Annotated in this window: 23 protein-coding genes; 13 read left to right on the forward strand and 10 right to left on the reverse strand. The window is 69.7% G+C overall.

Going from position 1 to position 25,180, the window contains the following annotated elements; translation table 11 throughout:
• Positions 1 to 98 precede the first annotated feature (98 nt).
• On the reverse strand, positions 99 to 521 hold the full coding sequence (locus tag WME79_RS29360; RefSeq protein ID WP_437521519.1) for a cupin domain-containing protein: 423 nt from the start codon (positions 519 to 521) through the stop codon (positions 99 to 101).
• A 221-nt stretch (positions 522 to 742) separates the two neighbouring features.
• Between WME79_RS29360 and WME79_RS29365 the strand changes: the two genes are divergently transcribed.
• Positions 743 to 1,780: a PA0069 family radical SAM protein gene (locus WME79_RS29365; protein WP_437521521.1), complete on the forward strand. Its 1,038-nt coding sequence runs from the start codon at positions 743 to 745 to the stop codon at positions 1,778 to 1,780.
• Between the two features lie 74 nt (positions 1,781 to 1,854).
• On the opposite strand, the gene WME79_RS29370 is transcribed toward WME79_RS29365, so the two are convergent.
• The gene (locus WME79_RS29370; protein ID WP_437521524.1) at positions 1,855 to 2,214 is read right to left on the reverse strand and encodes a hypothetical protein; all 360 of its coding nucleotides are present in this window, start codon (positions 2,212 to 2,214) and stop codon (positions 1,855 to 1,857) included.
• 25 nt (positions 2,215 to 2,239) lie between these two features.
• Complete coding sequence (locus WME79_RS29375) at positions 2,240 to 2,614, reverse strand: molecular chaperone DnaJ (RefSeq protein ID WP_437521527.1); 375 nt, start codon at positions 2,612 to 2,614, stop codon at positions 2,240 to 2,242.
• Between the two features lie 423 nt (positions 2,615 to 3,037).
• On the opposite strand from WME79_RS29375, the gene WME79_RS29380 reads away from it, so the two are divergent.
• The 4 genes from WME79_RS29380 (at position 3,038) to WME79_RS29395 (ending at position 7,381) form a co-directional block, all read left to right on the forward strand.
• A complete protein-coding gene (locus WME79_RS29380) occupies positions 3,038 to 4,348 on the forward strand; it encodes a cytochrome P450 (protein WP_437521529.1) in 1,311 nt (436 codons plus the stop codon).
• 306 nt (positions 4,349 to 4,654) lie between these two features.
• Positions 4,655 to 5,158 carry a DUF1801 domain-containing protein gene (locus WME79_RS29385; RefSeq protein ID WP_437521532.1) on the forward strand — a complete coding sequence of 168 codons (504 nt, stop codon included), beginning with the start codon at positions 4,655 to 4,657 and terminating at the stop codon, positions 5,156 to 5,158.
• Positions 5,159 to 5,865: 707 nt separating this feature from the next.
• The gene (locus WME79_RS29390) at positions 5,866 to 6,552 is read left to right on the forward strand and encodes a translation initiation factor IF-2 (protein ID WP_437521535.1); all 687 of its coding nucleotides are present in this window, start codon (positions 5,866 to 5,868) and stop codon (positions 6,550 to 6,552) included.
• Positions 6,553 to 6,727: 175 nt separating this feature from the next.
• Positions 6,728 to 7,381, forward strand: a complete 654-nt coding sequence (locus WME79_RS29395) for a Crp/Fnr family transcriptional regulator (protein ID WP_437521538.1) — start codon at positions 6,728 to 6,730, stop codon at positions 7,379 to 7,381.
• 19 nt (positions 7,382 to 7,400) lie between these two features.
• Here the strand turns inward: WME79_RS29395 and WME79_RS29400 are convergent, their stop codons facing one another.
• Genes WME79_RS29400 through WME79_RS29410 form a run of 3 tightly spaced genes read right to left on the reverse strand, consistent with a single transcriptional unit; the run spans position 7,401 to position 8,991 of the window.
• Complete coding sequence (locus tag WME79_RS29400; protein ID WP_437521540.1) at positions 7,401 to 8,051, reverse strand: cupin domain-containing protein; 651 nt, start codon at positions 8,049 to 8,051, stop codon at positions 7,401 to 7,403.
• Between the two features lie 2 nt (positions 8,052 to 8,053).
• Entirely contained in the window at positions 8,054 to 8,743 is a 690-nt protein-coding gene (locus tag WME79_RS29405; protein WP_437521542.1) for an SDR family NAD(P)-dependent oxidoreductase, read from the reverse strand.
• Positions 8,740 to 8,991, reverse strand: a complete 252-nt coding sequence (locus WME79_RS29410; RefSeq protein WP_437521545.1) for an MAPEG family protein — start codon at positions 8,989 to 8,991, stop codon at positions 8,740 to 8,742. The genes WME79_RS29405 and WME79_RS29410 overlap by 4 nt, the downstream gene beginning before the upstream one ends.
• A 696-nt stretch (positions 8,992 to 9,687) precedes the next feature.
• Here WME79_RS29410 and WME79_RS29415 point away from each other — a divergent pair.
• From WME79_RS29415 to WME79_RS29435, 5 genes are all read left to right on the forward strand, one after another.
• Positions 9,688 to 11,382 (forward strand): hypothetical protein, encoded by a 1,695-nt coding sequence (locus WME79_RS29415; protein WP_437521548.1) that lies wholly within the window; start codon positions 9,688 to 9,690, stop codon positions 11,380 to 11,382.
• Positions 11,383 to 11,519: 137 nt separating this feature from the next.
• The gene (locus WME79_RS29420; protein ID WP_437521551.1) at positions 11,520 to 13,376 is read left to right on the forward strand and encodes a HEAT repeat domain-containing protein; all 1,857 of its coding nucleotides are present in this window, start codon (positions 11,520 to 11,522) and stop codon (positions 13,374 to 13,376) included.
• Positions 13,373 to 14,635: a lamin tail domain-containing protein gene (locus WME79_RS29425; RefSeq protein WP_437521554.1), complete on the forward strand. Its 1,263-nt coding sequence runs from the start codon at positions 13,373 to 13,375 to the stop codon at positions 14,633 to 14,635. The genes WME79_RS29420 and WME79_RS29425 overlap by 4 nt, the downstream gene beginning before the upstream one ends.
• 477 nt (positions 14,636 to 15,112) lie before the next feature.
• Positions 15,113 to 15,892: a sensor histidine kinase gene (locus WME79_RS29430; protein WP_437521557.1), complete on the forward strand. Its 780-nt coding sequence runs from the start codon at positions 15,113 to 15,115 to the stop codon at positions 15,890 to 15,892.
• 25 nt (positions 15,893 to 15,917) lie between these two features.
• On the forward strand, positions 15,918 to 16,376 hold the full coding sequence (locus tag WME79_RS29435; RefSeq protein ID WP_012237886.1) for a tellurite resistance TerB family protein: 459 nt from the start codon (positions 15,918 to 15,920) through the stop codon (positions 16,374 to 16,376).
• 85 nt (positions 16,377 to 16,461) lie between these two features.
• Here WME79_RS29435 and WME79_RS29440 read toward each other — a convergent pair whose 3' ends face one another.
• The 3 genes from WME79_RS29440 to WME79_RS29450 form a co-directional block, all read right to left on the reverse strand.
• The gene (locus tag WME79_RS29440) at positions 16,462 to 17,529 is read right to left on the reverse strand and encodes an NFACT RNA binding domain-containing protein (protein WP_437521560.1); all 1,068 of its coding nucleotides are present in this window, start codon (positions 17,527 to 17,529) and stop codon (positions 16,462 to 16,464) included.
• A 678-nt stretch (positions 17,530 to 18,207) separates the two neighbouring features.
• Complete coding sequence (locus WME79_RS29445) at positions 18,208 to 19,026, reverse strand: hypothetical protein (RefSeq protein WP_437521563.1); 819 nt, start codon at positions 19,024 to 19,026, stop codon at positions 18,208 to 18,210.
• A gap of 216 nt (positions 19,027 to 19,242) precedes the next feature.
• Complete coding sequence (locus tag WME79_RS29450) at positions 19,243 to 20,046, reverse strand: hypothetical protein (RefSeq protein ID WP_437521566.1); 804 nt, start codon at positions 20,044 to 20,046, stop codon at positions 19,243 to 19,245.
• 125 nt (positions 20,047 to 20,171) lie between these two features.
• Between WME79_RS29450 and WME79_RS29455 the strand changes: the two genes are divergently transcribed.
• Complete coding sequence (locus WME79_RS29455; RefSeq protein ID WP_437521569.1) at positions 20,172 to 20,915, forward strand: formylglycine-generating enzyme family protein; 744 nt, start codon at positions 20,172 to 20,174, stop codon at positions 20,913 to 20,915.
• Positions 20,916 to 21,299: 384 nt separating this feature from the next.
• Positions 21,300 to 22,619, forward strand: coding sequence for an expansin EXLX1 family cellulose-binding protein (locus WME79_RS29460; RefSeq protein ID WP_437521571.1), 1,320 nt, complete (start codon positions 21,300 to 21,302; stop codon positions 22,617 to 22,619).
• A 191-nt stretch (positions 22,620 to 22,810) separates the two neighbouring features.
• Here WME79_RS29460 and WME79_RS29465 read toward each other — a convergent pair whose 3' ends face one another.
• Complete coding sequence (locus tag WME79_RS29465) at positions 22,811 to 23,494, reverse strand: hypothetical protein (protein ID WP_437521574.1); 684 nt, start codon at positions 23,492 to 23,494, stop codon at positions 22,811 to 22,813.
• A gap of 316 nt (positions 23,495 to 23,810) precedes the next feature.
• On the opposite strand from WME79_RS29465, the gene WME79_RS29470 reads away from it, so the two are divergent.
• On the forward strand, positions 23,811 to 25,106 hold the full coding sequence (locus tag WME79_RS29470; RefSeq protein WP_437521577.1) for a hypothetical protein: 1,296 nt from the start codon (positions 23,811 to 23,813) through the stop codon (positions 25,104 to 25,106).
• Positions 25,107 to 25,180 lie beyond the last annotated feature (74 nt).

Below are 25,180 nucleotides of genomic sequence, written 5' to 3' on the forward strand. Positions count from 1 at the left end.
GGACGGGCTGGAGTTCGTTCAGCTACAGGCGCCCGCCGTTCCGGCCAGGCCGGATGAGCTCGTCCGGCATGTCGGACGGCGGGCCCGCCGTGCGGCGACTACACCGCTCGGTGCTGTGTCCCCTTGCCGTAGGTGATCGCCAGGAAATCCCCCGGCTCGTGGACGACCATCCGGTGCCACGCCCCTTGCGGCACCTTGCACGCCGTCCCTGCGCGCAGCGAGACGGCTCGCTCGCCTCCATGCTCGTACAGCACGACGTCGACCGCGCCCGAGAGGAGATACAGGATCTCGTCTCCGGCCGGGTGCATCTCCCACCGGAGCGTGTCCTCGGCCATGTGAAATCTCGTCACGAGCCAGCCATCCACGTGCTTGACCCGCTGGATCTCCGCGTCCGTAGGCGCGTCGGACATCAGCTCTTGCCAGAACGTCGGCTTCACCTCGATCGGCAGCGCATCCCCCCCGTCCGCGAGGTGCAGGTAGGTGCTGCGGAGATCAAACCCAGGCTGTCTCGACTCGGCCATCTTGCCCTCCCCACGTCTCGACGGAGGCCATCCATGCCAGCAGGGCTCCCCTACCGCGTCAATCCGCTCTTCCCGCTGTCGCCGCCCGCCGACGCGGCCGGTGCGTCCCAGGCGCCCCGACGGAGCCCGCCGGGCTCTACTGAACAAATGCTCCCATCCTGACCGGGACGCGCTACACTGCGCTCGCAGCGTTCGCCCCTTCGCCCGGAGCACTCCGCACCATGCCGCGCCCCGTGAACAACCCTCCGAACCCGTGGTCATCGACGCAGGTGGAGTACCTCGAAGAGGCGCCCGCGGCGACGCTGCAGATCTTCGAGGAGCAGGCCCGCTCCATCGTGACCGCGAACGACAGCCCCGATCTTCCATTCCGGTACAGCGTCAACCCGTACCGGGGCTGCCTCCACGCGTGCGCCTACTGCTATGCCCGGCCGTCGCACCAGTACCTCGGGTGGGGCGCCGGGACAGATTTCGACCGCAAGATCGTGGTCAAGGCGAATGCGCCCGAGCTGCTCGAGAAGGAGCTCAACAAGCCGAGCTGGCAGGGAGACACGATCGTGTTCTCCGGCAACGTCGATTGCTACCAGCCGCTCGAGGCGAGCTACGAGCTCACCCGCCGCTGCCTCGAGGTGTGCCTCGCGTTCAGGAACCCGGTCGGGCTCATCACGAAGGGCGCGCTCGTGCAGCGCGACGCCGCGTTGCTCGGTGAGCTGGCGCGCCGGGCCCGCGCTCGGGTCCACTTCAGCATCCCGTTCGCCGACGACGGGGTAGCGCGCAAGATGGAGCCGTATGCGAGCCGCTCGTCGCTGCGCTTCGCGGCGATGCGGGCGCTCTCCGACGCGGGGGTGCCGACGGGGATCTCGCTGTCGCCGATGATCCCCGGCCTGAACGACAGCGATGTCCCGGAGCTCCTGGAGCGCGCCCGGGACGCCGGCGCGGAGAGCGCGTTCATGATGCCGCTGCGCCTGCCGCGCGAGGTGCTCCCGGTCTTCGACGAGCGCCTCGAGGAGGCCTTCCCGGACCGCGCCGCCAAGGTCCGCCGCGGCATCCAGGAGATGCGCGGCGGCAAGATGAACGAGGCCGCCTTCGGGGCGCGCTTCCAGGGCGCGGGCCCGCGCTGGGCGGCGATCCAGCGGCTGTTCGAGGTCCACTGCCAGCGGCTCGGGCTGAACCGGGCGCGCGTGGGCGACGAGGCGCGCGAGGGAGAGGGCGAGTCGACGTTCAGGAGGCCGAGCCGGCAGGGGACGTTGTTCGACCTCTGAGCGTAGCCTGCGGGCTCGTCGTGATCGTGCACCACGAGCAGCGCGGTGCTTGCCGACGGATTCGCTGCTGACGCTCAGCGCGCCACGAAGCAGTAGATCCGACCGGCGCCGCCGGTCTGGACGAAGCGTTCGGCAGAGCATCCGCTGGTGGTGTGAGCCGAGACCCACGAGGTCGGCATCTCGCCGCCGCCCATGCGGTCGTGGTGGCCGACCCGAGCGGTCGCGCCCGTCTCGGCGGAGCTTGTCCAGTTGTTGCAATGCAGCCCCATCGACATGCCGTTGACGTCAGAGCCGGTGAGGATGTCGTGCTGATTCGGCATGTCGCCGCGGCCGGGGACCTGAGCGCCGTTTTCGTCGAGACCGTTGGTCTTGTCGATCAGGTTCTGCGCCGGAAAAACTCCTACCGAATGATCGCGACACCAGATGCATGACATGGTGCACGCGGCTGCCCTTCGCCGATCACGATCCGGGCGGACGGAGCTGCTTGCGGACCTTCTTGATGAAGGTCTGGGTGCACTTTCCGTGGGTGGCCTCATGCTCCATGATCTCGAGCGTGAGCTTGGCCTTCGTCCCGCTGGAGAGATGTGCGGCCGAGCTCACCTCCCTGGCGAGTTGGATGCCTTCCAGCGACACGGGTCCCTGCGGCTTCTCGACGGCCGCCGGCTTGTTCGGCTGCCGGAAGTGGGAAGGCTTCGTCTTGGTGACGTCGCGGAAGCCGGTGTCGTCCGAGCGCCGGCCGGTGCCGTGGCAGCCCGGGCAGGTGGCGGTGGTGCCGGAGAACGAGTTGGCGATGCGGCCGTCGCCGCCGCAGATGCCGCAGGATTCACCAGCCATGAGCCTGGCCCTCGGGTCGGGCCAGGTGCTTCGGGTCCTTCATGCCCGAGAGCATACAGCCGATCGTGGCTCGTGGAAGCTTCGCCTGGGGCTGTCCTCCATTTTGTGCGTCGCGGCTGTGCGCCGCGTCGCGCGGCGTGAGCGTGATCCGCGTCGTTTGATCAGCGGATCGTACTTTTGTGCGTTATGTCAACCGCCGGTCGTTGAAGGGAAATTCCTGACAGGTCGGAATGGCTTTGCGCGGGCTATCCTTGCCCAGCCGCTCGGCCACCTGCGCCTGCGTGGCGCGCCGATCACGTCGACTCGAATGGAACGGGCCACGAGAGACTTGCCATCTGCGAAGCCGTTTGGATGTCCTATCCCCACACAACCATGCCAATTTAGAGAGCCCAAGCTCGCAGTGCAATCGAAGGAACCCGCCCCATGACCACGTTGCCCAAAGGCCCCACCAACAGCATCCTGATGAACGTGCAGGGGCTCCTCGACCCGATCGGCTACACGCTGCGCATGCGGGAGCGCTACGGCGATCCGATGTCGCTCCCGAAGATGGACGGCAAACCGGTGCTGGCCACCGGCAGCGTGGAGGGTCTGCGCGCCCTGTTCGCGGTGCCGCCGGAGACCCTGGACCAGATGCTGAGCAAGAGCTTCACCGCGGCGATGGGAGAGTCGTCGCTGTTCGCGCTCTCGGGCGCGCGGCACACGGCCATGCGCAAGCTGCTCATGCCGCCGTTTCACGGGCAGCGCATGCGCCTGTATGGGAAGCAGATCTGCGACCTGGCCCTGCAGCACTCCCGGGACCTCAAGCCGGGTCTGGAGCTGGTGGCGCAGGACCTCATGCAGACGATCTCGCTGCAGACGATCATCCACCTCGTGTTCGGAGTCACTGCGCCGGCGGAAGCGGCGCGCCTCGAGAAGCTGCTCGAGGATCTGCGCAAGAGCTTCTCCCTCGGCCTGACCGTCACCCTCATGATTCCGTGGCTGCGCCGGGAGTTCCGGGGCTTCGGCCCGTGGGCGCGCAGGCAGCACGCGACCCGGAACCTGCGCAGCTTCCTCGATCCGGAGCTCGCCCGCCGCCGCGCCGACCCCGCCGAGCGCACCGATGTCCTGAGTCTGCTCCTGGAAGCCCGCCAGGAAGACGGGACGGCGCTCAACGACCAGGAGATCTTCGAGCAGCTGCACACGCTGCTCTTCGCGGGGTACAGCACGACCGCGGGCGCGCTCACCTGGGCGCTCGATTTTCTCGGACACGCGCCAGCCGTGTTGCGCCGGCTGCAGGACGAGCTGACGGCGCTGGGCGCGGATCCGGACCCCGAGGCGCTGGCCAAGGCGCCGTATCTGGAAGCGGTGTGTAACGAGACGCTGCGCCTGCGCCCGCCCAGCCCGGGGGTGGGGCGCAAGCTGAATGCGCCGATGCAGATCGCGGGCTGCGAGTTGCCGGCCGGAGCAGGCGTGTTCGCGCAAATCATCTGGGCCCACCACGATCCTGCGGTATTTCCGGAGTCGGCGGTGTTTCGTCCCGAGCGATTCCTGGAACGGACCTATTCCCCCTTCGAATTCCTGCCGTTCGGCGGCGGGAATCGGCGCTGCATCGGGGCCGCCTTTGCGCTGTACGAGATGAAGCTGATCCTGGGCACGCTGCTGCGGCGCTACAGCTTCGAGCTCGTGTCCAAGAAGCCGGTGCGGGTGGGGCTGCAGGGTCTGCCCGGCTCTCCGGTGCGCGTGATCGTCCGTTGATTCATGCGCAGCGAATTCTACTGAGTTGCGCCGACGTCCCTCTCACCGCGGGGAGAGGCTGCGCCGACGCAGCCAGGCCGAGCGCGAGCGCGCAGCGGAACGACGTGACATTGCGGGTCTTCCTTGACACTGCGAGCCTCCTTCTCTGGTTCTCCTTGGACAATGGTGCGGCGGTTTCACCTTGACATCCTCGAGTCGGCTCGTCTTTTCTAACCCTGAGCGCGTCCGATCATGGCTGTCCGGTCACGCGAGATCCCGTGAAAGGGCGCTGGAGCTCGGGCCGTCGAGTCAGGAGTACAACACATCATGAAGCGCACAACCGAGAAGCCGAGCAAGCCGCGCGCGAAGGCGCAGAAGGGGTCGCCCGAAAGGCGCGAGCCTCGGGAGGCCCCCGGAGCGCCCGCCGCGCCCGCCACGCCCGCCGACGCGCAGGAGAGCCCGGCCGTCGTCGCGTTCCTGCGCGAGCTGGATCATCCGCTGAAGGAGGCGATCGTGGCCCTCCGGCAGATCATCCTCGGCGTCAGCCCGGCGATCCGCGAGGAGATCAAGTGGAACGCGCCGAGCTTCCGGACAACCGAGCATTTCGCCACGTTCAACTTGCGCGCAAAGGACCGCGTCCGGCTCATCCTTCACCTCGGAGCCAAGGTGAAGGACACACCGGCGAAGGGGCTCGAGATCGCGGACCCGGCTGGCCTGCTGGAGTGGCTTGCCAAGGATCGTTGCCTCGTGACGTTCAGCGACGGAGAGGACGTCCTGGCGAAGCGGGCGGCGCTGGAGTCCGTGCTGCGCGCGTGGCTCCGATGGATCTGACCGCTGCGCTGATAGCGGGCGAGCGTGGCCGAGCGTGTCTGTCCGCAGCGGTGCAGCGCGAGAGCCCCCTGGATGACCGGCGAGCGGTCTCGGCCGCCGCTACTGACCCAGTAGCGATGCGCAAACCAGGGTGGGTCGCGACAGTTCGTCGATAATGCTGCTTGCGTTCGACGATTTGTCCACCATAACGCAGCACGAGCCGCGTGCAGTACCTCGAATCACGTGAATCTACACGGCGCAATGATTGCTATCACCGCACCGTGACACTTACTCGCCGCCTCGCGCTCGGCCTCGGGCTGGTGATGGTCATTGCGGGGATCGCGTGGATGGCGCAGCGCTCGGGTATCGTGGGCACCCCCACCCCGCAGCGGCCGCGCCCGCCGGCGGTCCCAGCTGGCACCTCCGCGCCCGAGCCACCCTCCCCTCGCGCGCTCCAGCCCAGCGCCATCTCCGTCCCGAGCCGGCCGGCGCCCGGCAGGCCTCCCACCGAGCCGACATCGCTGCGGGCGCCGGCGCGCGGTCCGGAAGACCAAGCCGCCCAGGAGCCCCCGCATCCCCGCCTCGAAGAGGAGCCGCGCGACGATGCCCCCACGAAGCCAGCCGCCGCGCCGCGCCGCGCGCGCCGGCGCGAGCAGTCCGCGTTCCGGCGAAGGTTGCAGCCCGGGCTGTGCACGGACCCCAGAGAGGCAGCCCGAGCGCGAGAGACGTTGATCTCCCGCTTCCGCGACGAGACGTGGGGAGATGCCGGGCGCCTGTACGTCGACCCCAGGCTGCCAGACAACGCGCACCTGCCCCTCCTCGATCACCTCGAGCATGCGGAACGGGAGGTGTTCTACCGGCTGGAGCTCAAAGCCCAGCGCCCTGACGTCTTCGCGTACCTCGATACGGAGCTGCTCGTGGCTGCTGCCTGCACCAACCGCGGCGTGGTCGCCTATTACGACGGCGCGCTGCACGTGGTCACGACGCGCGCGGACATTCGGGCCAGCGTCCTGCACGAGTACACGCATCACGTGCTGATGAGCCATGGCATGCTGGGGCCGGCCTGGGCGCAAGAGGGCATTGCTATGTATGTCGCGCAAGAGACATGGTGGCTCGACCCGCTCAGGCTCGAGCAGGTGGGGGACGCTCCGATGCCCCTGCAGGTGATGGAGCAGGCGGTCCCATACACGCTCCGTACGGACGATGCCCTGATGTTCTATGTTCAAGCGGCCAGCATGGTCCGCTGCTTCGTTCGCGGCGACAACGCCAGGTTGCGGAGGCTCATGGATGCGATGGGCACGACTGAAGAAGCGGCGCTCGACGGCTCATCCGACGAGCTCGCGCAGCTCCTCGAGCCCTCCACCTGGAAGTCCTGCATCGACTATCTGATGCGGGACATGGCCCCGCTGCGCTAGTCTCGACTTGGGCGCTTTTCTCGTGAAGATCGCCGACATCCTTGCCTCGACGAGGACCGGCCTGTCCGCGATCGTGCGCCGTGAGCGGGCGCGGCGTCGCCGGGCTCGCGGTGCGCCTGCGCTGGGGCGTTCGGCTTTCTGTGCTCCGCCGAAGCGCCGCAACTATGCTTCGGCCATGAACCCCGCCAAGCTCTTTCCGTTCATCGCCGCTCTCTCCGATCGCGGCCGCGCGGAGCTCGGCGCGCTCCCGGCCACGCACGTCGCGGCGCACGAGCAGCTGCTGCGTCGCGGCGATACGGCCGCCGGGGCGTATCTCATCCTACAGGGTGCGCTGCGCGTCTACTACGTCACGGACGACGGACGCGAGGCAACGCTCTATCGCGTGGAGGCTGGTGAGACCTGCGTGCTGGCCATGAGCTCGGCGCTGCGCGCCCACCCGTACCCGGCGTGGGTGCAGGCGGCCGGGGTCGGCGCCACGTTCACGCGCGTCTTGAACCCGGCCTTCCAGCGCCTGATGGACGCGGAGCCGGCGTTTCGCGACTTCGTGTTGAGCTCCATGACGGAGCGCATCTTCGAGCTCATGGCCACGCTCGAGCGGCTCGCGACCTCGACGATGATACAGCGCGTGTCCGCGTACCTCGTCCGCCACGCCGACGCGGCCGGCGAGGTCGCTGCCACGCAGATCGGGATCGCCTCGGAGCTCGGCACTGCGCGCGAGGTGATCTTCCGCGCCCTGCGGACGCTTGCGGCGCGCGGCTTGATCACGACCGCGCGCGGGCGCGTGCGCATCGTCGACGCGCGCGCGCTCGCGGACGTCGCCCGCGCGTGATGGCTGTCCCCGCGTCCCTTCAGAGCAGCCCGCGCTTCACGTAGAACAGGCAGCCCAGCGTGGATCGCGGGCGGTGCTGGCTCCCGGGCGGTTGGCGTAGCCACGTCCCCGCGGGATACACGCCGTGTTCGTCGCGGAGCTCGCCCTCGATCACGAAGATCTCCTCGCCACGCGGGTGCGCGTGGAGAGCGCCGTCGTGGCCGGCGCGCAGCCGAACGAGCGCGACCCACTCCGCGTCCGTCGCGTGAACCACGACCGTGCGCTCCGGCTCGTCGCTCGAGAGCTGGCACGCGTCGAGCGCGGACGGCACGCACACGCGCGCCGCGTCCTCTTCCGGGATCTGGCGTAGCTTCACGAACAACCGGCATCCGCCGAGCGACTCAGGCGCGTGCGAGGTCCCCCAGGGATTGCGCACGTACGTGCCGCGCGGGTACACGCCGTGCGCGTCGCGGAAGTCGCCCTCGAGCACCAAGAACTCCTCGCCGCGCTCGTGGACGTGCAGGCCGAAGCGCGATCCTGCTGCGTAGCGCACCACGGAGGTGGCGCGCGCGACCTCACCGCCCTCGCGGTCCAGGAGGATACGCTCCACGCCTGGCTCGGGGCTCGCCACCCACGGAGCCGTGGTCGTATCGACGAGCGCGCGTTCGTTCAGATTGGCGCGGACCTTCATGCTCAACTCCACCGCTCCGTGAACGGCCGCAGATCCAGCTCGAATGTCCAAGCCGAGCGCGGCTGCTCGATCAACCCAATGACCGTTCTTGCCACGGCGTCCGCTTCCAGGCACGCATCGCGCCGTGCGTCCGGAAAGCGCTGGCGTGTGCGCTCGCCCCAGACCTTGCCGTCGAGGACGAGGTGAGCCACGTGGACCCCCTGCGGGCCGAGCTCCTTGGCGAGCGACGCCGCGAGGCCGCGCAAGGCGTGTTTTCCCGCCGCGAACGCAGAGGTGCGTGCGCCACCGCGCACCGAGGCCGTCGCTCCCATGAAGATCATGGTGCCACGGCCCCGCGCCAGCATGGAGGAAGCGACGACCCGCGCGCAATGAAACGCCCCCAGCGCGTTGACCTGGAGGCTCGCGAGGAACATCGCGGCGGTCGTCTCCGCGAGCGGCGCGAGCTCGATGCGACCGGCGTTGTAGACGAACACCTCCACGTCTTCGAGCGGACCGAAGCGCTCGCGAACGGACTCTTCCGACGTGAGCTCGACCTCGAGCAGCTCGCATCCCGTGGCTCCGAGCTCGGCTTCGAGCCCTGCCCGATCGCGCGCCGCGCTCACGACCTGGTAGCCGCGCGCGCGGAGCTCGCGGCCGAGCGCGACGCCCACGGCGCCCCCGCCGCCCGCGATGAGTGCCCGCGCGCGCGTCACGCGAGCGCTCCCGCGTTCACGGCCGCGAGCAGCAGCGCGAGCGGCGCAAACAGCACCAGGCCCTCGACCGCGCTGGCGTGCGCGGCTCTGGCCCGGAGCGCCCACGCGGATTGCTCGGCGTCGTTGCCGGGCGCCGGATTGGCGAACGTGCGCGCAGGTCCCAAGCGCACCATGCGGTCCAGGACATACGGCACCCACAGACACGCTGTGAGCGCCACGGTCGCAAATAGCCAGAAGATCGTGTTCATTCGTGCACTCCTCGAGTTCGCGAGCTCCCACGTGGCCGCCGCGCGGGCGGCGCGAACGGGCCGACGCGTCGTCGCGTGCTTGAAACCTAGGCGGCGCGCCTCCGGCCTTCTGGAACCGGAGTCACTTTGTGGGGACTTTTCGCGGCGACTTTCGGACCGCGCCGCGCTTCGTCCCGGGACCAGCTCACCGGCGCGACTCGAGAGACGGTCGCCTTTCGCGGCCGCCTCGCTCGGAGCTTCGCGCGCCGGCTCTTCGTGTTCTGTCCTGCCGCCTTCCATGCTTCGTGCTTCGCTCGCTCGGCGGCCTTGCGCGCGCGCTTCGCCGCCCTTCCTCTCACAACACGCCTACGGTGTTACGATAAAGCCCTCGAACTGCAGCGTTGGGACTCCGCCGGTCGGGCTTGGAATGTAGAGTCTGGCGGTGGCTATGGATTGACGGCCGACCCGTCGCCTCGGGGCGCCGTGGTTGCCGAGGTTGCCGAGGTCGCCCATACCCCGAGGGGGGCGGTTGCCCGCCATGGTCGGTTACTACCGGGGCAAGGTGCTGCTCGCGAGCGGTCACACGGTCGCGCGCTGAATGCCGCGACCGTGCCGTGCATCGGAGGGGCCATGGCCAGATCCTCGGAGGTGCTCGTTTCAGCATCCAGGCTCCGCCAGTGGGCTCATACCGCCTGCTCACTCGCGGTTCTCATTCCCATGACCGCGTGCGACCCCATCGAGCGCGATGGCGGCAGCGGCGGCAGCGGCGGCGCGACCGGTAGCGGCGGCGCGACCGGCAGCGGCGGCAGCGGCGGCGCGACCGGCAGCGGCGGCTCCGCTGGCGACGGCGGCAGCGGCGGCGTGACCGGCAGCGGCGGCTCCGCTGGCGACGGCGGCAGCGGCGGCGCGACCGGTAGCGGCGGCAGCGGCGGCGCGACCGGCAGCGGTGGTTCCGCTGGCGACGGCGGCAGCGGCAGCGCGACCGGCAGCGGTGGTTCCGCGGGCGACGGCGGCGGTGATAGCACCTCGACCGGGAGCGGCGGCTCGCCAGGGACCTGCGTGCCGGACTCGGTCATCGCGTGCTACTCCGGCCCCGCGGGGACAAGCGGCGTCGGGCGCTGCGCGGCCGGAGCGCAGACCTGTCGTCCCGACGGCTCCGGCTACGGGCCCTGCACGGGTGAGGTGACCCCTGCAGCGGAGGTCTGCGCCACACCGGAGGACGAGAGCTGCGACGGCGACCCCCATTGCCCGAGGCCGGCGCCCTGGGCGCGCGGGTTCGGCGGCCCCGGCCACGATGACGGACGGGCCATCGCCAGCGACGCCATGGGAAACTATTACGTCACCGGCTCCTTCGTCGAAACGGCCGACTTCGGCACCGGCCCTCTGACGAGCGCGGGTGGACAGGACGTCTTCCTTCTCAAGCTCGACCCCTCGGGCGCGTTGCTCTGGAGCAAGCGCTTCGGCACCCCCTTCAACGAGATCGGATGGGCCGTGGCCGTCGATGGGAACGGTGACGTCCTGCTCGTCGGCACCTACGACAGGCCGTTGGACGGGGCCACAGGCATGGACTTCGGCGGGGGCGCAATCCGCGATCCGGACGGCGACCAGGCGATATTCGTGGCCAAGCTCGACGCGGACGGCAACCACATCTGGAGCGATGGGTTCAGCCTTGGCTTCCCGTGGGGTTACCTCGCCGTGTGGGAGCTGGCCGTCGATGCGCTCGGCAGCGCGTACATCGCCATCGACATCGACGACACGCCTTACGACGAGGACACCAGCGTCATGAAGGTGGACGCCGCGGGCCACGCCGCCTGGCAACGCAATCTGGAGGTGGACGCGGTCAAGAGCTCCGGCGCGGACCTCGCGCTCGACAGCGCCGGCAACGTGGTGACGGCAACCCTAGGTACCTACGACGTTGACGCGGTGATCCTCTCCAAGTTCTCTCCGGCGGGTGATCTGTTATGGAGGCGGCGCATGTTCGAAGGAGCGCATTATGTCGGGGTGGCGGTCACCCCAGCGGACGAGATCGTCGTGACGACCCACGGTGATATGGACTCCACATTCACGAGGCTAAATGAGGACGGCAAGCCTGTCTTCAGCCGCCACCTCTATGGCGGCAGCGACCCCGTCGTCGACCCTGCCGGCAACATCTTCGTCCACGGGGGCATGCTCACCATGCTTGACCGTGACGGCACGCCGCGCTGGGAGGTCCCACACTCCGGGGCCGGCGTATGGAATATCGCCATCTCCCCGAACGGCGCGGTCGCGGCCACCGGCGTCATGATTGGACCGGTGGACTTGGGGACCGGCCCGATCGCCTTTGCAGGAGGCATGGATTTCTTCGTCGCCGTGTTCAATCCGCCGGCGAGCAGCGGCAGCGAGGACGGTGGCGGCGGCGAAGAGCTGCCATGACGCTGCTTCGTGGGTCGGTGACGACCAGCTCGGTCTCCAACGCAGGCGAAGCCGCCCTCGCCGGGCGTCCTCCCGTGCCCACGCCGGCCTTGACTCAGACGAAGTTCTAGCTTCTCCTGTCGACTGGTCGGCGTTCCATGCCCGCAACCCTACTTTTCCTCGGAGCGAATCCTTCGAGCACCACACGCCTCGCGCTCGACCGGGAGGCACGCGAGATAGGACAGCGCCTTCGCGCCTCCGAGCTGCGTGATGCGTTTCGGCTCGAACAGGCATGGGCGGTTCGTGCGACAGATCTTCAAGAATGCCTTCTCCGATATCGCCCGACCATCGTCCATTTCAGTGGACACGGAAGCTCTCTAGGTGAGCTGTGCCTGGACAACGCTGCTGGGCAAGCGACGCCCGTCAAGAACGAGGTGCTCACCCGGCTATTTCACGTCCTGCGCCGCGACATCCGCTGCGTCGTGCTCAACGCGTGCTTCTCGGAAGCGCAGGCGCGCGCCATCTCGACGCATATCGACTGCGTGATCGGGATGAACACGGCGATCAACGACGACTCCGCGATCGCATTTGCAGGCGCATTCTATCAGGCGCTCGGCTATGGCGAGGACGTACGGACCGCGTTTGACCTCGGGTGCCTACAGATCGACTTGGCCGGGATGAAGAACGCTGACGCACCGCGGCTCCTGTTGCGAGAGGGGGTCGAGGGCCGCGAGACGCTGCTGTCGGCTGCTCGTCGGTCGAAGGGCGATACCTTTGAAACCCACGGAGAGGGCGACAGAGCATCGGAGAGATCCGAATCTCGCCTCATCGACTCCACCGAGGAGCTGCTCTCTCTCCTGAAGCAACGCGCCGCGCGTGTCCTGGAACACATGGAAGACCAGAAGCGAGAGGGCCTGGCCTCCATACGATCCGGTAAGGGCTATTCATCCGAAGCCGAGCTGCTGGAGCGGCTCGGCGCTATCCGGCAGAAGTTCCTGGAGCTGCACGAAGAACACATCCGAGCCATTGGACGCGGACAGCTGACATTTGCCCACGAATTGGTCAAAGATATACATACGTTGCTATGGATCCAGCACGGAGACATATTCTGGGCATCGCAAGCCGACCGCGGAGCCAGCTACAGGCGTCCCCTTGACATGCCTGAAAGATATGCCGGAGTTTACCCGGGATCCAAGCCGGTCAATATTGCATTGCCGTTACACGAGCTGTCTACCGCTATCTGGCCCGAGCGATGGGATTCACGGATCGAGTTGCAAACATATCGCTCGGATCGAATCAGGGGCGATCTGGGCGAACCTCGCTCCGAGGGACAAAAAGAATTCGAGATAACCAAGCAGTCACTGATCGATTTGAAGCTGGAAGGAGTTCCTGACGACGTCCTGGGGATCCTGGCGAGCATCAGCGGTCAGAGGATCGCGGGAGATGGACATCTCATGGACACTCTCAGTGGATTGCTTGGGCATGAGCAGGCCAACCGGTTCGAGGCAGCCATCCAGAAGCATGCCGAAAAGCGAAGTGAAAGCGCGCTGAGCCATGCCATCGAACACGGAGACTGGGCGACGGCTGCCCAATTAGGTGCGCTTGACGAGGCACCAGCGCTCAAACCTCTCATCATCGCGATTCACTCCTGCACGAGCCGGAAGGAGGCCGACGCCGCCGCCAGCGCGCTGGCGCAGCTCAACGACGCGCGCGCGGTGGAACCGCTCATCGCCCTCGTTCGGTCCGGGGGCTGGAAAATAGCTTATGCCGCGAATGCATTGGCGCAGCTGGGCGATGCCAGGGCGGTGGAACCGCTGATCTCCGCGCTCCAGTGGGAGCGGCTGGATGTACGGCCGTCCGTCGTGAACGCGCTGGGGCGGCTCGGAGATGCGCGTGCGATGGAACCTGTCAGGGCGCTGCTGACGGACGAACGTGCCGAGGTGCGATACGCCGTGGCCAAGGCGCTCGACGAGCTCGGCTCTCGGCTGCAGGCGCCTCAGAAGAAAGCGCCGTGAGCGCGATGAACCTCCGGTCTCACGCGACCGTCGTCGCAATGGTATGGCTGGCCGCGTGCGGCAGCGGCTCGAGCGAGCCGCCTCTGCCAACGCCGTCGGGCGGGGCAAGCGGTACGTCGGCGGCCGGCACCTCGTCCGCGGCAGGAGGCTCAGGCGGGAGCGCAGCACAAGCAGGCGGTGCGGGAGCGGGCGGCGGCGCTGCGGCTGTCGCGGGCTCGACCGGCGTGGCCGGCACCCCGAACGCTGGCGGCGCCGACGGTGCCGGAGCCGGTGGTTCGAGCGCGGGGGCGGGCGGTGCCGGCGCGTGCCCGGCGGGCTCGACGCAGCTGTCACCGTGGCCCGGCAAGGCCGAGGTGCGCACGCTCGACAGCGAGGACGCGTTCGAGAGCGATCTGAGCGGGCTGACCTACGAGGCGCCCGGCGTGCTGTGGGCGACCAACAACCTCTCCGCCAAGCTGTTTCGGTTGTTGAAGAGCGGAGGGAGCTACGCGCCGGACACGTCCAGTGACTGGGCCTCCGGCAAACGGCTACGTTACCCGAACGGCAGGGGCACGCCCGACGCGGAGGGAGTGACGCTCGCCGCCACGAGCGCCGCGGGCGTCTACGTGTGCGCCGAGCGCGACACGGACGATTCGTCTGTGAGCCGGCTGTCCGTGTTGCGCTACGACGTGACGGCCGCCGGAGCGACTCTGATCGCGACTCACGAGTGGAACCTCACCGCCCTCTTGCCCGAGGTCGACGCGAACGCGGGTCTGGAAGCGGTCACGTGGGCGGCTGACAGCTTGCTCACGGCGCACCACTTCTTCGACGAGAGCAAGGCTCGATCTTACGCCCCGAGCGACTACGGCGAGCACGGCGCCGGCCTGTTTCTGGTGGGCGTGGAAGAGACCGGGAAGGTGTACGCTTTCGCGCTGAACCACGAGAGCGGCGCGGCCACGTTGGTGGCCAGCATCTCGACGCCGCTCGCGGGCGTGATGGGGCTCGAGCTCGACCGTGACACCGGGAGCTTGTGGGCAACCTGCGACAATACGTGCGACAACCAATCCGCCGTGTTCGGTATCGACGACGCGCTCGGGCGCTTCGTGTTGGAGCGGCGTTTCACGCCCCCCAGCGGCCTGCCGGACTCCAACAACGAAGGCATCGCGCTCGCGCCGGACGCGGAGTGCAGCGGGGGCGTCAAGCCGTTCTTCTGGACCGACGACGCCGACGCCGACGGGTTTTCGGTGCGCGAAGGCTCGCTCGCTTGCGGGTGCCTCTAGCGACTGAAGGCCGTGTGGTAGAGCGGCAGCGCCTCGGGCGCCGGAACGAACGCCCCCTGAGTCGCTGTCGAGCTCATCGCTCATGACGATGAGATGGAGAGTCACCGGGGCACCCGCGCCGCTGCTCTCCCTGAGCTGGGCGGGGCCAAACGACGCCTTGCGTGACTCCGACGCCCTCCTGTGCCCCGACTGGGCCCGACAGGAGCGCACACGACACCCCGGCCGGGTGCGCCGCCATCACGCGCGCCGCTGCGACGGTGCCGCGCCGGCCCCGGATAACCAGCGCCGCGGCCTCATGGCCCTCACAAGCCGCGACCCGCGTCGGAGCCCCGCCCGCGGATTGGGCCTTGCGACCGGCGCACGGAATGCTGTACCACGGAGACCGCAGTGCGTTTTCGTGGGGGGTCGCACCGGCGCGGCCCGCTCCTGGTCTATCCTGGACACGCGGCGACGCCGCGCGCCCGCTGACGAGCCCTCATGACCTCACCTGCCCAGGATCGCGCCACGGCCCGCCCGGCATCCCGCCGCAAGCTGCTCCTGAACCCGCGATTCCAGCTCAAATACACCGGGCTCCTCGTCTCGGTGGTGCTCGCCGTCATGGTGGCGCTCGGACTCGTCATCTGGCAGACCGCGAGCGTCGCGAACGAACAGGCGCGTTACGCGGCGACCCAGGCGGAGCTCGCGCTCAAAGAGGCGGCGAACAGCGCCAAGATCCTCAGGATGAGCACCGCCGCCCTGGGCGGCGACGGCGCCGACCTCGGCAGCACCCTCGACGAGGAGCTCGAGAAGACGAACCGCGAGTACGAGCGCAACCTGGCAGAGGTCGCCAAGCGGCGCGCCGACGTCGAGGCGCTGCAAGGTCGCCTCCTCGGCATCCTCGTCGGAGGCGGCGCGTTCCTCCTCGCCGTCCTCGGCGTGCTCGGGGTCTTCATCACCCAGCGCATCGTGGGGCCGGTCCACCAGCTGAAGCGCCTGTGCCGCCAGGTCGGCACGACACGGCTCACCATCGGAGACGGGCTGCGGAAGGGCGATGAGCTAGGGGACCTGTTCGACACATTCGTGCAGATGACCTACTCGCTCAAGGCGCTCCAGACAGGCAGGCTCGCGACGCTCGACGCGACCATCGAGCGAGCCGAGGCCGAGTCCGCCTCGGCCGAGGTGCTCGCGCGGCTGCGCGCGCTCCGGGCGCAGCTCTGCCTCGGACTCAGCGAATCCGAGACGGTGCGGCGCCGCGGCCCGAAAGGTGGTGAGTCATGAGGCGAATCGCCGGGGCGGTGGGGACATGAAGCCTCCCGAGCTGGTCCAGCAGGCGGCCGGATTGCTCCGCGCCCGCTTCGATCTCAACGAGTACAACCCGACCCCGATCGTCGACCTCGGCGCGCTCGTGGCGAACGCCGATGGCACCGTCGACGCCGAGGAGATCGACGCCCTGCGCCAGCTCATCGAGCCGATGCTCGGCGCCCAGCTCAACGTCGAGCTCGTCCGCTACCTCATCGAGGCGAGCCTGAAGGTGATCGCCGCGGCGGGCGTCGAGCCGCGGGTGCGCCTGCTCGCGGAGATCCTCATGGACTGCGACGCGGTGGAGGAGGGCATCATCATCGCGCTGGCGGTCGCCCACGCGAGCGAGGGGATCTCCGACGCGGAGCGCGCGGTCATCGAGTCGCTCGCCCGCGCGGCCGAGCTCCCTGCGCGCCGGCTCGATCAGCTGAACGAGCAGGTCCGGGCGGCGTTCGCGACCTGACGGCGGCCTCCACCGGCGGTGCGGGCTCCACCGGCGGGCGAAGACCTGCGCCGCCGGGCGTGGCCTCCGCCGGCCGTGCGCGGCGTCAACCCTCTTCCTTGGTCGCGAGCAGCCGCGAGAGGCGGCCTTCCTCGATGCGGACGGCGATGACCTTCTCCCGGTCGAAGAGCACCGCGCCCGGGGCCGCGCCGCGCGGCTTGCGCACGTAGCGGCGCTGGACGTAGCTCACCTCGCACACGGCCTCGCCGCGCGCGTCGCTGAAGTGCGCCGCCAGGGTCGCGGCGTCCACCAGCACGTCCGCGGGGCAGCTCGCCCCCTTCGCGAGCGGCACGACGACGTGCGAGCCCGTGACGCCCTTCGCGTGAAGCCAGAGGTCGTGCGGCCGCGCGTGCTTCGTCGTGAGCGCGTCGTTGTCCTCGGCGCCCCGGCCGACGAGGATCGCCGCGCCGGCCGCGCTGCGGTACGCGTGGAACGGCCGCCGCGGCGCGGGCCGCCCGGCCCCGAGGGCGCGGGCGCCGGACGTCCCGGGCTCGCCGGCGCCGGCGGGCTCCGCGCGCGAGACGCCGAGGGCGCGGGCGCGCTGCGCGAGCGGATCGAGCGACTCGGGCCGCGCCTCGGCCGCGGCGACGTCCGCCTCGAGCGCGGCGATCGCCGAGAGGGCGCGCTCGGTCTCGGCGAGGCGCGCGCGCATCACCGCCTCGCCGCGCTGGTAGCGCCGCGCCTTGGTGAAGAAGGCCTCGGCCTGCGCCTTGGCGGGGCGCGCCGGGTCGAGGGCGACCTCGATCTTGCCGCCGGTCTCCCAGTCGTCGAGGAGCGCCTTCGCGGCGCCCCGCGGCACACGGGCGCCCTGCGCGAGCAGGAGCTGCCCCGTCTTCTGCAGGCGCGCGACGCTGCCCAGCCGCCCGAGATCACCGCGCACCGCTTCGGCCCTGCGCTCGAGCGCCGCGCGCCGCGCCTTCACCGCGCGCGCGAGCGCCGCCTTCTCCTGCCCGGCGGCGGCATCGTCGCTCGCCTCGACCAGCGCTGCGCCGGCGGCCAGCGGATCCGCCGGGTAGGCGATGGCTGCCGGTGGAGCGCCCCCCTGAGGCGGCCAGCGGAGGATCAGGTGGCCGGCGGCGTCGAGCAGCCGCGCCTCGCCGCGGCGTCCCGGCATGAGCTCCAGCCGCGCCCCCGGGGATGACCCCAACCTGGGTGGGGGCGCCACCGGCCCCAACCCGGGTTCGGCTGCGGCCGTCGGCCCCAACCCGGGTTCGGGTACTGCCGCCAACCCCAACCCGGGTTCGGATGCGGTGCCGCCGGGTTCGGGTGCAGCCGCCGGCCCCAACCCGGGTTCGGGTACGGCCAACCCCAACCCGGGTTCGGATGCGGCCAACCCCAACCCGGGTTCGGGTGCAGCCGCCGGCCTCAACCCGGGTTCGGATGCGGCCAACCCCAACCTGGGTGCGCCCCACGCACCCCCTCGGTCATTTTCCACCGTGACCGCATCGTCATCCCCCGCGACGATCACGATGCCGTCGCCCCGCACCTCGATCGCCAGCACGCGGCGGCCGACCAGGTGCGCCCTCATGGCGGCGACGAGCGGGTGCGACGCGCCGGCGCGGAGCCGCGGCAACCGCGGCAGGATCCCTGCCCCTGAAACGCGCGGCCCGATGCCGGCGCCGAGCACGCGCCGCGTCCCGTCATAGACGGCGAGCGCGACGAGCCCCGTCGCCGGATTCGCGTGCGCCGCGTCGATCCGCGCCCCCACGCAGCGCGCGAGCGCCTCGGCGAGCGCACCGCCCTGCGCCGCGCTCCCCGGGTGATCCTCCATGGCGAACGCCGCGGATGCCCTTCAGCGAAACTCGAAGAGCGGCCCGCAACAGCCATAGGCGAGGTCGCACGCCGGACCGACATCCTGGCACGTGGACAGCAGCTCGCCGTTGACGAAGCAGGAGCAGGAGATCGTGTTGCCCCTCCTGTCGGGGCGGCACTCGACCGCGAACGCCGCGTTCGGGCACGAGCCTTTGCAGGAGCAGGCCCGGTCGCGATCCTCGACGCACTCAAGCCCCGTACAGCCGGTGTTGACCCAGCACTCGTCGTACTTGTCCAGGAACGGCTGGCACCGTTGAAAGCCGAAGGTGCAGTCGATGCTGCCGTGCGTCGCGCAGTCGAAGAACTGGGCGAGCAGGTCGTTGCACTGGGGCGCCTCGCTCAGCTGCGCCTCACAGCTCGCCTCGCACTGCCCCGGTCCAAACGCCCCGCACGCCTCCTCATAGCGCTCGCAGAAGCCCACGCACCTCGACCAGGCATCGCCGCCGCCCGCTCCGGAGGAGGAGCTCCCTATCCCCGACGTGGCCATCGAGGTCGCGCTGCTGCTGACCGCGCTGGAGCCGCCCACGCCGGTGCCGACCGCGCTGGAGCCGCCCACGCCGGTGCCGACCGCGCTGGAGCCGCCCACGCCCACGCCCACGCTGACCGCGCTTGTAGCGGACGTGCCCGTGCTGATCGCACTGGAGCCGAACGCGCCCGTGGTGATGGCGACGGAGCTCGTCGCGCCGGCGCCTCCTGACCCGTCGGGCATCCCGTCGACGACGACGTTCCCACCGCAAGCGCTTCCCCAGGCCAGGGCGGCAAGCGCAGCGGCGCGCATCCTGAGCAGCGCCATTCTCATGGACCGCGAGAATACCCCAGGTGCGCGCCCCAACGCGAGCGCGGCACGGACGCGACGGGCACGAATCGACGCGGGGCCTCTCGTGCGCCGCGCGGCTTTGCGACAGAGAGCCGCCGCCTGCTCCTCGACCTCCTGCTCGCCCCGCAGCTCACCCACGCCGACGCCCCGCCCTGCGCCCCCCGGGTGGTCCTCCATGGCGAACGCCGCTCGTGCCCCTCAGCGCAACGCTTCGAAGTACGCCCCGCAGCAGCGAAGCCCGAGCTCGCACGTCTCGCCGCGGTCCTCGCACGAGGCCATCTCTTCACCGTTGACGAAGCAGGAGCACAGGGTCCTGCCAAAGCCCTGGGAGCGGCACTCGGCCGTGACGACGAAGCCCTGGCACGCTCCCTTGCAAGTGCAGGCCCCGTTGGGATCGCCGGCGCACTCGACCTCCGCGCAGCCGTCGCGGTCCACGCACGCGTTGAACTCGTTCAGGAACCGCTGGCACCGGGGCGCGTCGAGGTCGCAGTCGAACCTGTCGTTCATGCAGTCGAAGTACGGGATGAGCCGCTCGTTGCACCGGGGCGCCCGGTCGAGCTCCGTGTCACACATCGTCCCGCACTGGCCCGGCTCCAGCCCCCCGCACGCCTCCTCGTAGCGCTCGCAGAAGCCCACGCACTTCGACCAGACGTCGCTGCCGCCCGCGCCGGTGGACGAGCTCCCGGATGTGCCCATCCCGCCCCCGCCGGCGGTGGTCGAGCCGACGCTGACAGCGCTCACGCCGGTCACGCCGACGCTGACAGCGCTCACGCTGCTACCGCCGACGCCGACGGCGCTCCCGCTGCTCCCGCCGACGCCGACAGCGCCGACGCCGGTCGCGCCGTTGGTCGTCACGCCTGAGGTGACCGCGCTGGAGCTCGTCGCGCCGGCGCCTCCTGACCCGTCGGGCATCCCATCGACGACGACGTTACCACCGCAAGCGCTTCCCCAGGCCAGGGCGGCGAGCGCAGCGGCGCGCATCCTGAGCAGCGCCATTCTCATGGACCGCGAGAATACCCCAGGTCCGCGCCTCAGCGCGAGCGCGGCACGAGCGCGACGGGCGGATCGAGGCGAGCCGCCGCGCGACCTCTCGTCCGCCGCGCGGCTTTGCGATAGAGACCCGCCGCGTGCTCCTCGACCTCCTGCTCGCCCCGCTGCTCGCCCAGGCCGACGCGCCGCCCCGGCCCGGATCCGCCGCGTCCTGCCCGCCCGACATGGTGCTCGTCGAGGGCACCCACGCCGAGAACGTGCAGCGGATCTGCACGAGCTACCGCGGCGCCCACTGCTTCGACTTCTTCCCCGGCCTGTTCGCCGCCGAGCCGCGCTTCACGCCGGTGCGCACGTGCATGGACCGCCACGAGTGGCCGAACCGGGCCGGCGCGCTGCCGGTCGTGATGCTCCGCTTCATCGAGGCCGAGCGGGAGTGCGCCGCCGTCGGCAAGCGCCTCTGCACCGAGTTCGAGTGGGAGCTCGCCTGCGAGGGGCCTTCCGCGCTCCCCTTCCCCTACGGTCACGCGCACGATCCGGCCGCCTGCAACGTCAGCAAGCCGTACCGAGGGATCAGCGAGCGGCGGCTCGCGTCCGACGACCCGGCGGTGCGGGCCGCCGAGACGCAGCGGCTCTGGCAGGGGGAGCCGTCGGGCTCGTATCCGGCGTGTGTGAGCCCGTACGGCGTGGTCGACCTGGTCGGCAACGTCGAAGAGTGGGTGTCGACCTCGCGCCCCGAGTGGCCACACCGCTCGTCGCTGAAGGGCGGCTACTGGTCCAAGCCGTGGGCGGGGTGCCGAGGGACCAACGACTCGCATGGACCGATGTTCCGGTTCTACGAGATCGGGTTTCGCTGCTGCAAGGATCCGCGGCCAGGGCCGTAACACAGGGTCCCCGAGGGCGATCGGCGAGAGATCGGTCGCCGAATTGCGCAGAGCGGAGGAGACCGGATGGAGGTCACGCCGGGCGAAGCCCCGTTTGCTGTGGAGCGAACGCGGCCCCTTCGATGCATGCACACTTGTCGCACTGGTGGCATCGTGGGAGTACATGGCGCCTGATGTAGACAATTGGCGCCAGCGCAGGCAGTTGTGCTTGAGGTGAAATGTTCGACAGATCTGCGGGTGCTCTCCGGTCGCAGACGAACATTTCAGAGTTATTGTCTGTCAAAACGATCTGATTGACCATCAGGCGATAGCCAGATGGCCAATCCGTGTCTATTACATCGTCAGGTGCGCCCTCTCGGCGCCCCGATGACTTGGAGAGTCAGGATGCGATTGGGAGCTTATCGTTCCGCTGTTGCGCTATCTTTCTTCGGTCTGGTCGCCGCCGCGTGCACCGTCGCGACAGGGGGCGAGGAGGAGGAGGAGGCCGACGCGCTGTACGGGGCTGTGGTGACGACCGACGGGCTCACGCCTGCAGCGCTGGCGATGTCGTCGGACTGGGGGAGCGGCTACTGCGCCAACGTGATCGTCGCGAACGATGGGACCGCCCCGGTGACGTCGTGGACCGTCGTGATCAATCTCAATCAGTCCGCCGTGAGCAGTTTGTGGAACGCGACGTCGAGCCAGAGCGGCTCGACCCTGACGGTGAGCCCGCGCTCCGGCAGCCCCTCGATCCCGGTGGGAGGCTCTGTCAGCTTCGGGTTCTGCGCGAACGGGACCGGAGGCAACTACCGGCCGACGCTGGTGTCGGTGACCAAGACAGGAGGGGGATCGAGCACTTCGAGCACTTCGAGCACTTCGAGCACTTCGAGCAGCTCAAGCAGCACCGGCAGCGCCGGCGGCGCTGGCGGTGCAGGTGGAAGCGGCGGCAGTGGTGGCACCGGGGCCGGTGGAACCGGCGGCAGCGGAGGATCCACGGGCGCCGGCGGAAGCAGCGCTACCTGCTCGATGCCGCTGCCGAGCTACACGAGCGGCAACGGCTCGACGACCTGGTACTCCCTCGACCAGGGCAGCGCGCAGGTGAACTGCAGCTTGCCCATCCAGCAGCGCAATCCGGACAAGATCGGCCACGTCGCGACCGGCGGAGGGCGGTATTTCGCCGCCCTGAACACCGCGGACTACAACACCGCGGCCGCGTGCGGCGCCTGCGTCGAGGTGAGCCGCGACGATGGGCGCAAGGTCGTGGCGACGGTCGTCGATCAATGCCCGACGGCGAGCAACCCCAAATGCAAGGCCGGGCACATCGATCTGAGCAAGGACGCCTTTGCGCAGATCGGCTCGCTCGACGAGGGGTATCTGGGGACCGGCAACGGCGGAGTCAAGGGCAAGATCTCGTGGAAATACGTCCCGTGTCCCGTTGAGGAGAACGTATCCATCGTGTTGAAGGAGCCGGGCAACGCCTGGTGGAACGAGTTCCGCGTGCAAGGCCATCGCACCCCGGTGCGCAAGCTCGAGGTGTACGTCGGCGGGCGCTGGACGGAGGCCACGCGGCAGCCGTACAACTACTGGCGCGTCGGCAGCGGCAACATGGGGCAAGGGCCCTGGCGTGTCCGTGTGACCGACGTCCTCGGCAAGACGATCGAGACCTCGATCAATACCACCACCGCCGAGCAATTCACCTCATCGCAGTTCCCGGTCTGCCAGTGATCGGCGCGGCTCGGCAGGCGCGGTCGCATCAACGATCTTGACGAGGGCGCTCCGTGGCAGCGAGCTCGATCTCCGGTTCCGCGAGATCGGGCTTCGCTGCTGCGAGGCTCCTGGACTGCGGCTGTAGCTGCTGAGCCCTCCCGGACGATTGCCGGGAGGGCTGGACCAACGTGCGCTGAACGAGGCAGAGATCAGCGGGAGGGAGCGCCCGCGCAGATCCAGTCGTTGATCTTCTTGATATCGGCCTCGGGCAGCGGCGCCCCCGGCGGCATCCTGCTCTCGTCAGGGTCGCACAGGCTGACGTCCTTCAGCTTGTTCATGAGATAGCTGCTGCTCGGCTTGAACGGCACGACGAGCGCCTGCTCGCGGGAGCAGGACGCGCTGTCCTGATTCACGAGCTTGCCCGCGGCCGCGCTCGCGCGGAGGTCGAGCCCGCCGGACGGCGCGCCGGCGCTGCCATGGCAGTACTGGTTTGCGCAGCTCCTCGTCAGGATGGGCTCCACATCGGCGAACGTCGCCGTGGCCGCGCCGCAGGCGGGATCGCTCGGAGGCGCGCTGCCGCCCTCGCCCCCCGTCCCGGCCGCCGCACCGCCGCCGCCCTCGCCTCCGGTGCCAGCCGGCGTACCGCCGCCGCCCTCGCCCCCGGTGCCAGCCGGCGCACCGCCGCCGCCCTCGCCCCCGGTGCCGGCCGGCGCGCCGCCGCCGCCCTCGCCCCCGGTGCCGGCCGGCGCACCGCCGCCGCCCTCGCCAGCGCCGCCGCCACCCTGGTTGGAGCCGCTGCCGCTGCTGGCCGGGCTGGAGCCGCTGCCGCTGCTGTTCGTGCTGGAGGCGGCGCCGCCGCCAGTGCCCGTGGAATCGTCATCGGAGCAAGCCACCGCCGAGAGCCCGAGAGCCAGGCAAAGAACCAATCGAAGTGAATTGTTGTGATGAAGCAAGGTACCTCTTCATGATGGTGTTGGTCACGCGGCGTTCGCCGCGCGAGCGATTCACGAGGAGACTAGAAAGCATGTGAACGCACGCGACGCAATCGCGTGATGGTGGACGAGGTGGTCGCGAAATTCCAACCGTGGCAGCGGGGCTGGCGCCTTGAGCGTCTGCCAGCCGATGGGAGTCGACGCGTGTCGATCAGAAACCGACAGCGCGCGCGCGTCCGGCTTCTCCACCGGAAGCACGCGGCGCTAGAGTACCGCGATGCGACAAACCTATTGGACCGGCCTGGCGGTGTGCGCCGCCCTGAGCACGGCGCCTGGCTGCAACGCGATCTGGGGGATCCCCGACGGAGAAGCCAGCGGGGATCCCGCGGCAAGCGGCGCAGGGAGCTCGGGGAGCTCAGGGGGCGCAGGGGCCACCGCAAGCGCAGGCTCAGGGGCCGGCGGGGGCGGGGGTGGCGCAGGCGGCTGGCCCTCCGCGGAGTGCCCGATCGAGCCGTTCACAGGGCGCGCGCCGGGCGCGTGCCAGGCCGCCGACGGCGCCCACGATTACCTCTCCGATCCGGAGAACTGCTGTGTGCCCGGCAGGAGCTGCCTCGGCGGCGCCTGCGAGGAGGGCAGGTGTCTGCCGGTCGTCCTCACCACGGCCAACGACGAGGAGCACGAAGCGATCGGCCTCGTGGTGGACGGGGACGGGGACGATGGGCGCGTGCTCTGGGCGAGCGGCTACGGGAACACGATCTTCGCGACCGAGAAGGCGGCTTCCGGCTCGACCGAGCCGCTGGTGGTGCTCGACTCGCTCGCGACCTTGCTCGCGCGCTCGGAGAGCTCGCTGCTCATCACCGACGAGACCGAGCCGGACGTGTACCGGATGCCGCTCACGGGGAACGTCACCGTCTCGACGGTCGCCAGCGCCCAGGGAGCGGCGGGCTACCGGCGGCCCGTGGCCGGCGGCGGCTGGGTCTACTGGATCACCGGAATGATCGAGGATCCGGAGCAAGATCCCGACGCGCGCGATGTACCGAAGCGCATCTGGGCGGCGCGGGACGACGCGACCGCTCAGACAGGCCTCTCCGTCTTCGACCGGGACACGTACGTCGGAGGCCTCGCGCTCGACGCCACCCATCTCTACTGGACCGAGCTGGAGCCCGGCGGGACGCACACCACCGTTCGGCGGATGGCGCTCGGAGAGCCCGGCCAGAACGAGATCGTCGCGTCGATCCCCATCCACGACGGCGATCTCCCCGGAGACATCGCGGTCGGCGAGCGGATCTTCTGGATCAGCGGCTACGCCATCTACGCCGTGAACAAGGACGGTACCGACGCAGGGGCGCTCGTGGCGACGGACTTCCCCACGCGCCTGCTGGCAGACTCCACCTTTGTCTATTGGTACAGCCGCGAGGGGCAGCTCCAGCGGGTGCGCACCTCGGGCGGCGCCCCAGAGCCGCTCGCCGACAGCGCGGACATTCGAGATCTCGCCCAGGACTGCGGCGCCCTCTACTGGACGACCTGGGCCACCGACGAGTGGCCAGCGTCGGTGATCAAGCTGGCCAAGTGAGCCGCGCCCCGATCGCGCTCCCGGCGAAGTTGCCACGATGGTTTTGCCACGATGTGACGAAATACCTCGTAGCC

The sequence above is a fragment of the Sorangium sp. So ce726 genome, assembly GCF_051521405.1.
Taxonomy (GTDB): domain Bacteria; phylum Myxococcota_A; class Polyangia; order Polyangiales; family Polyangiaceae; genus Sorangium.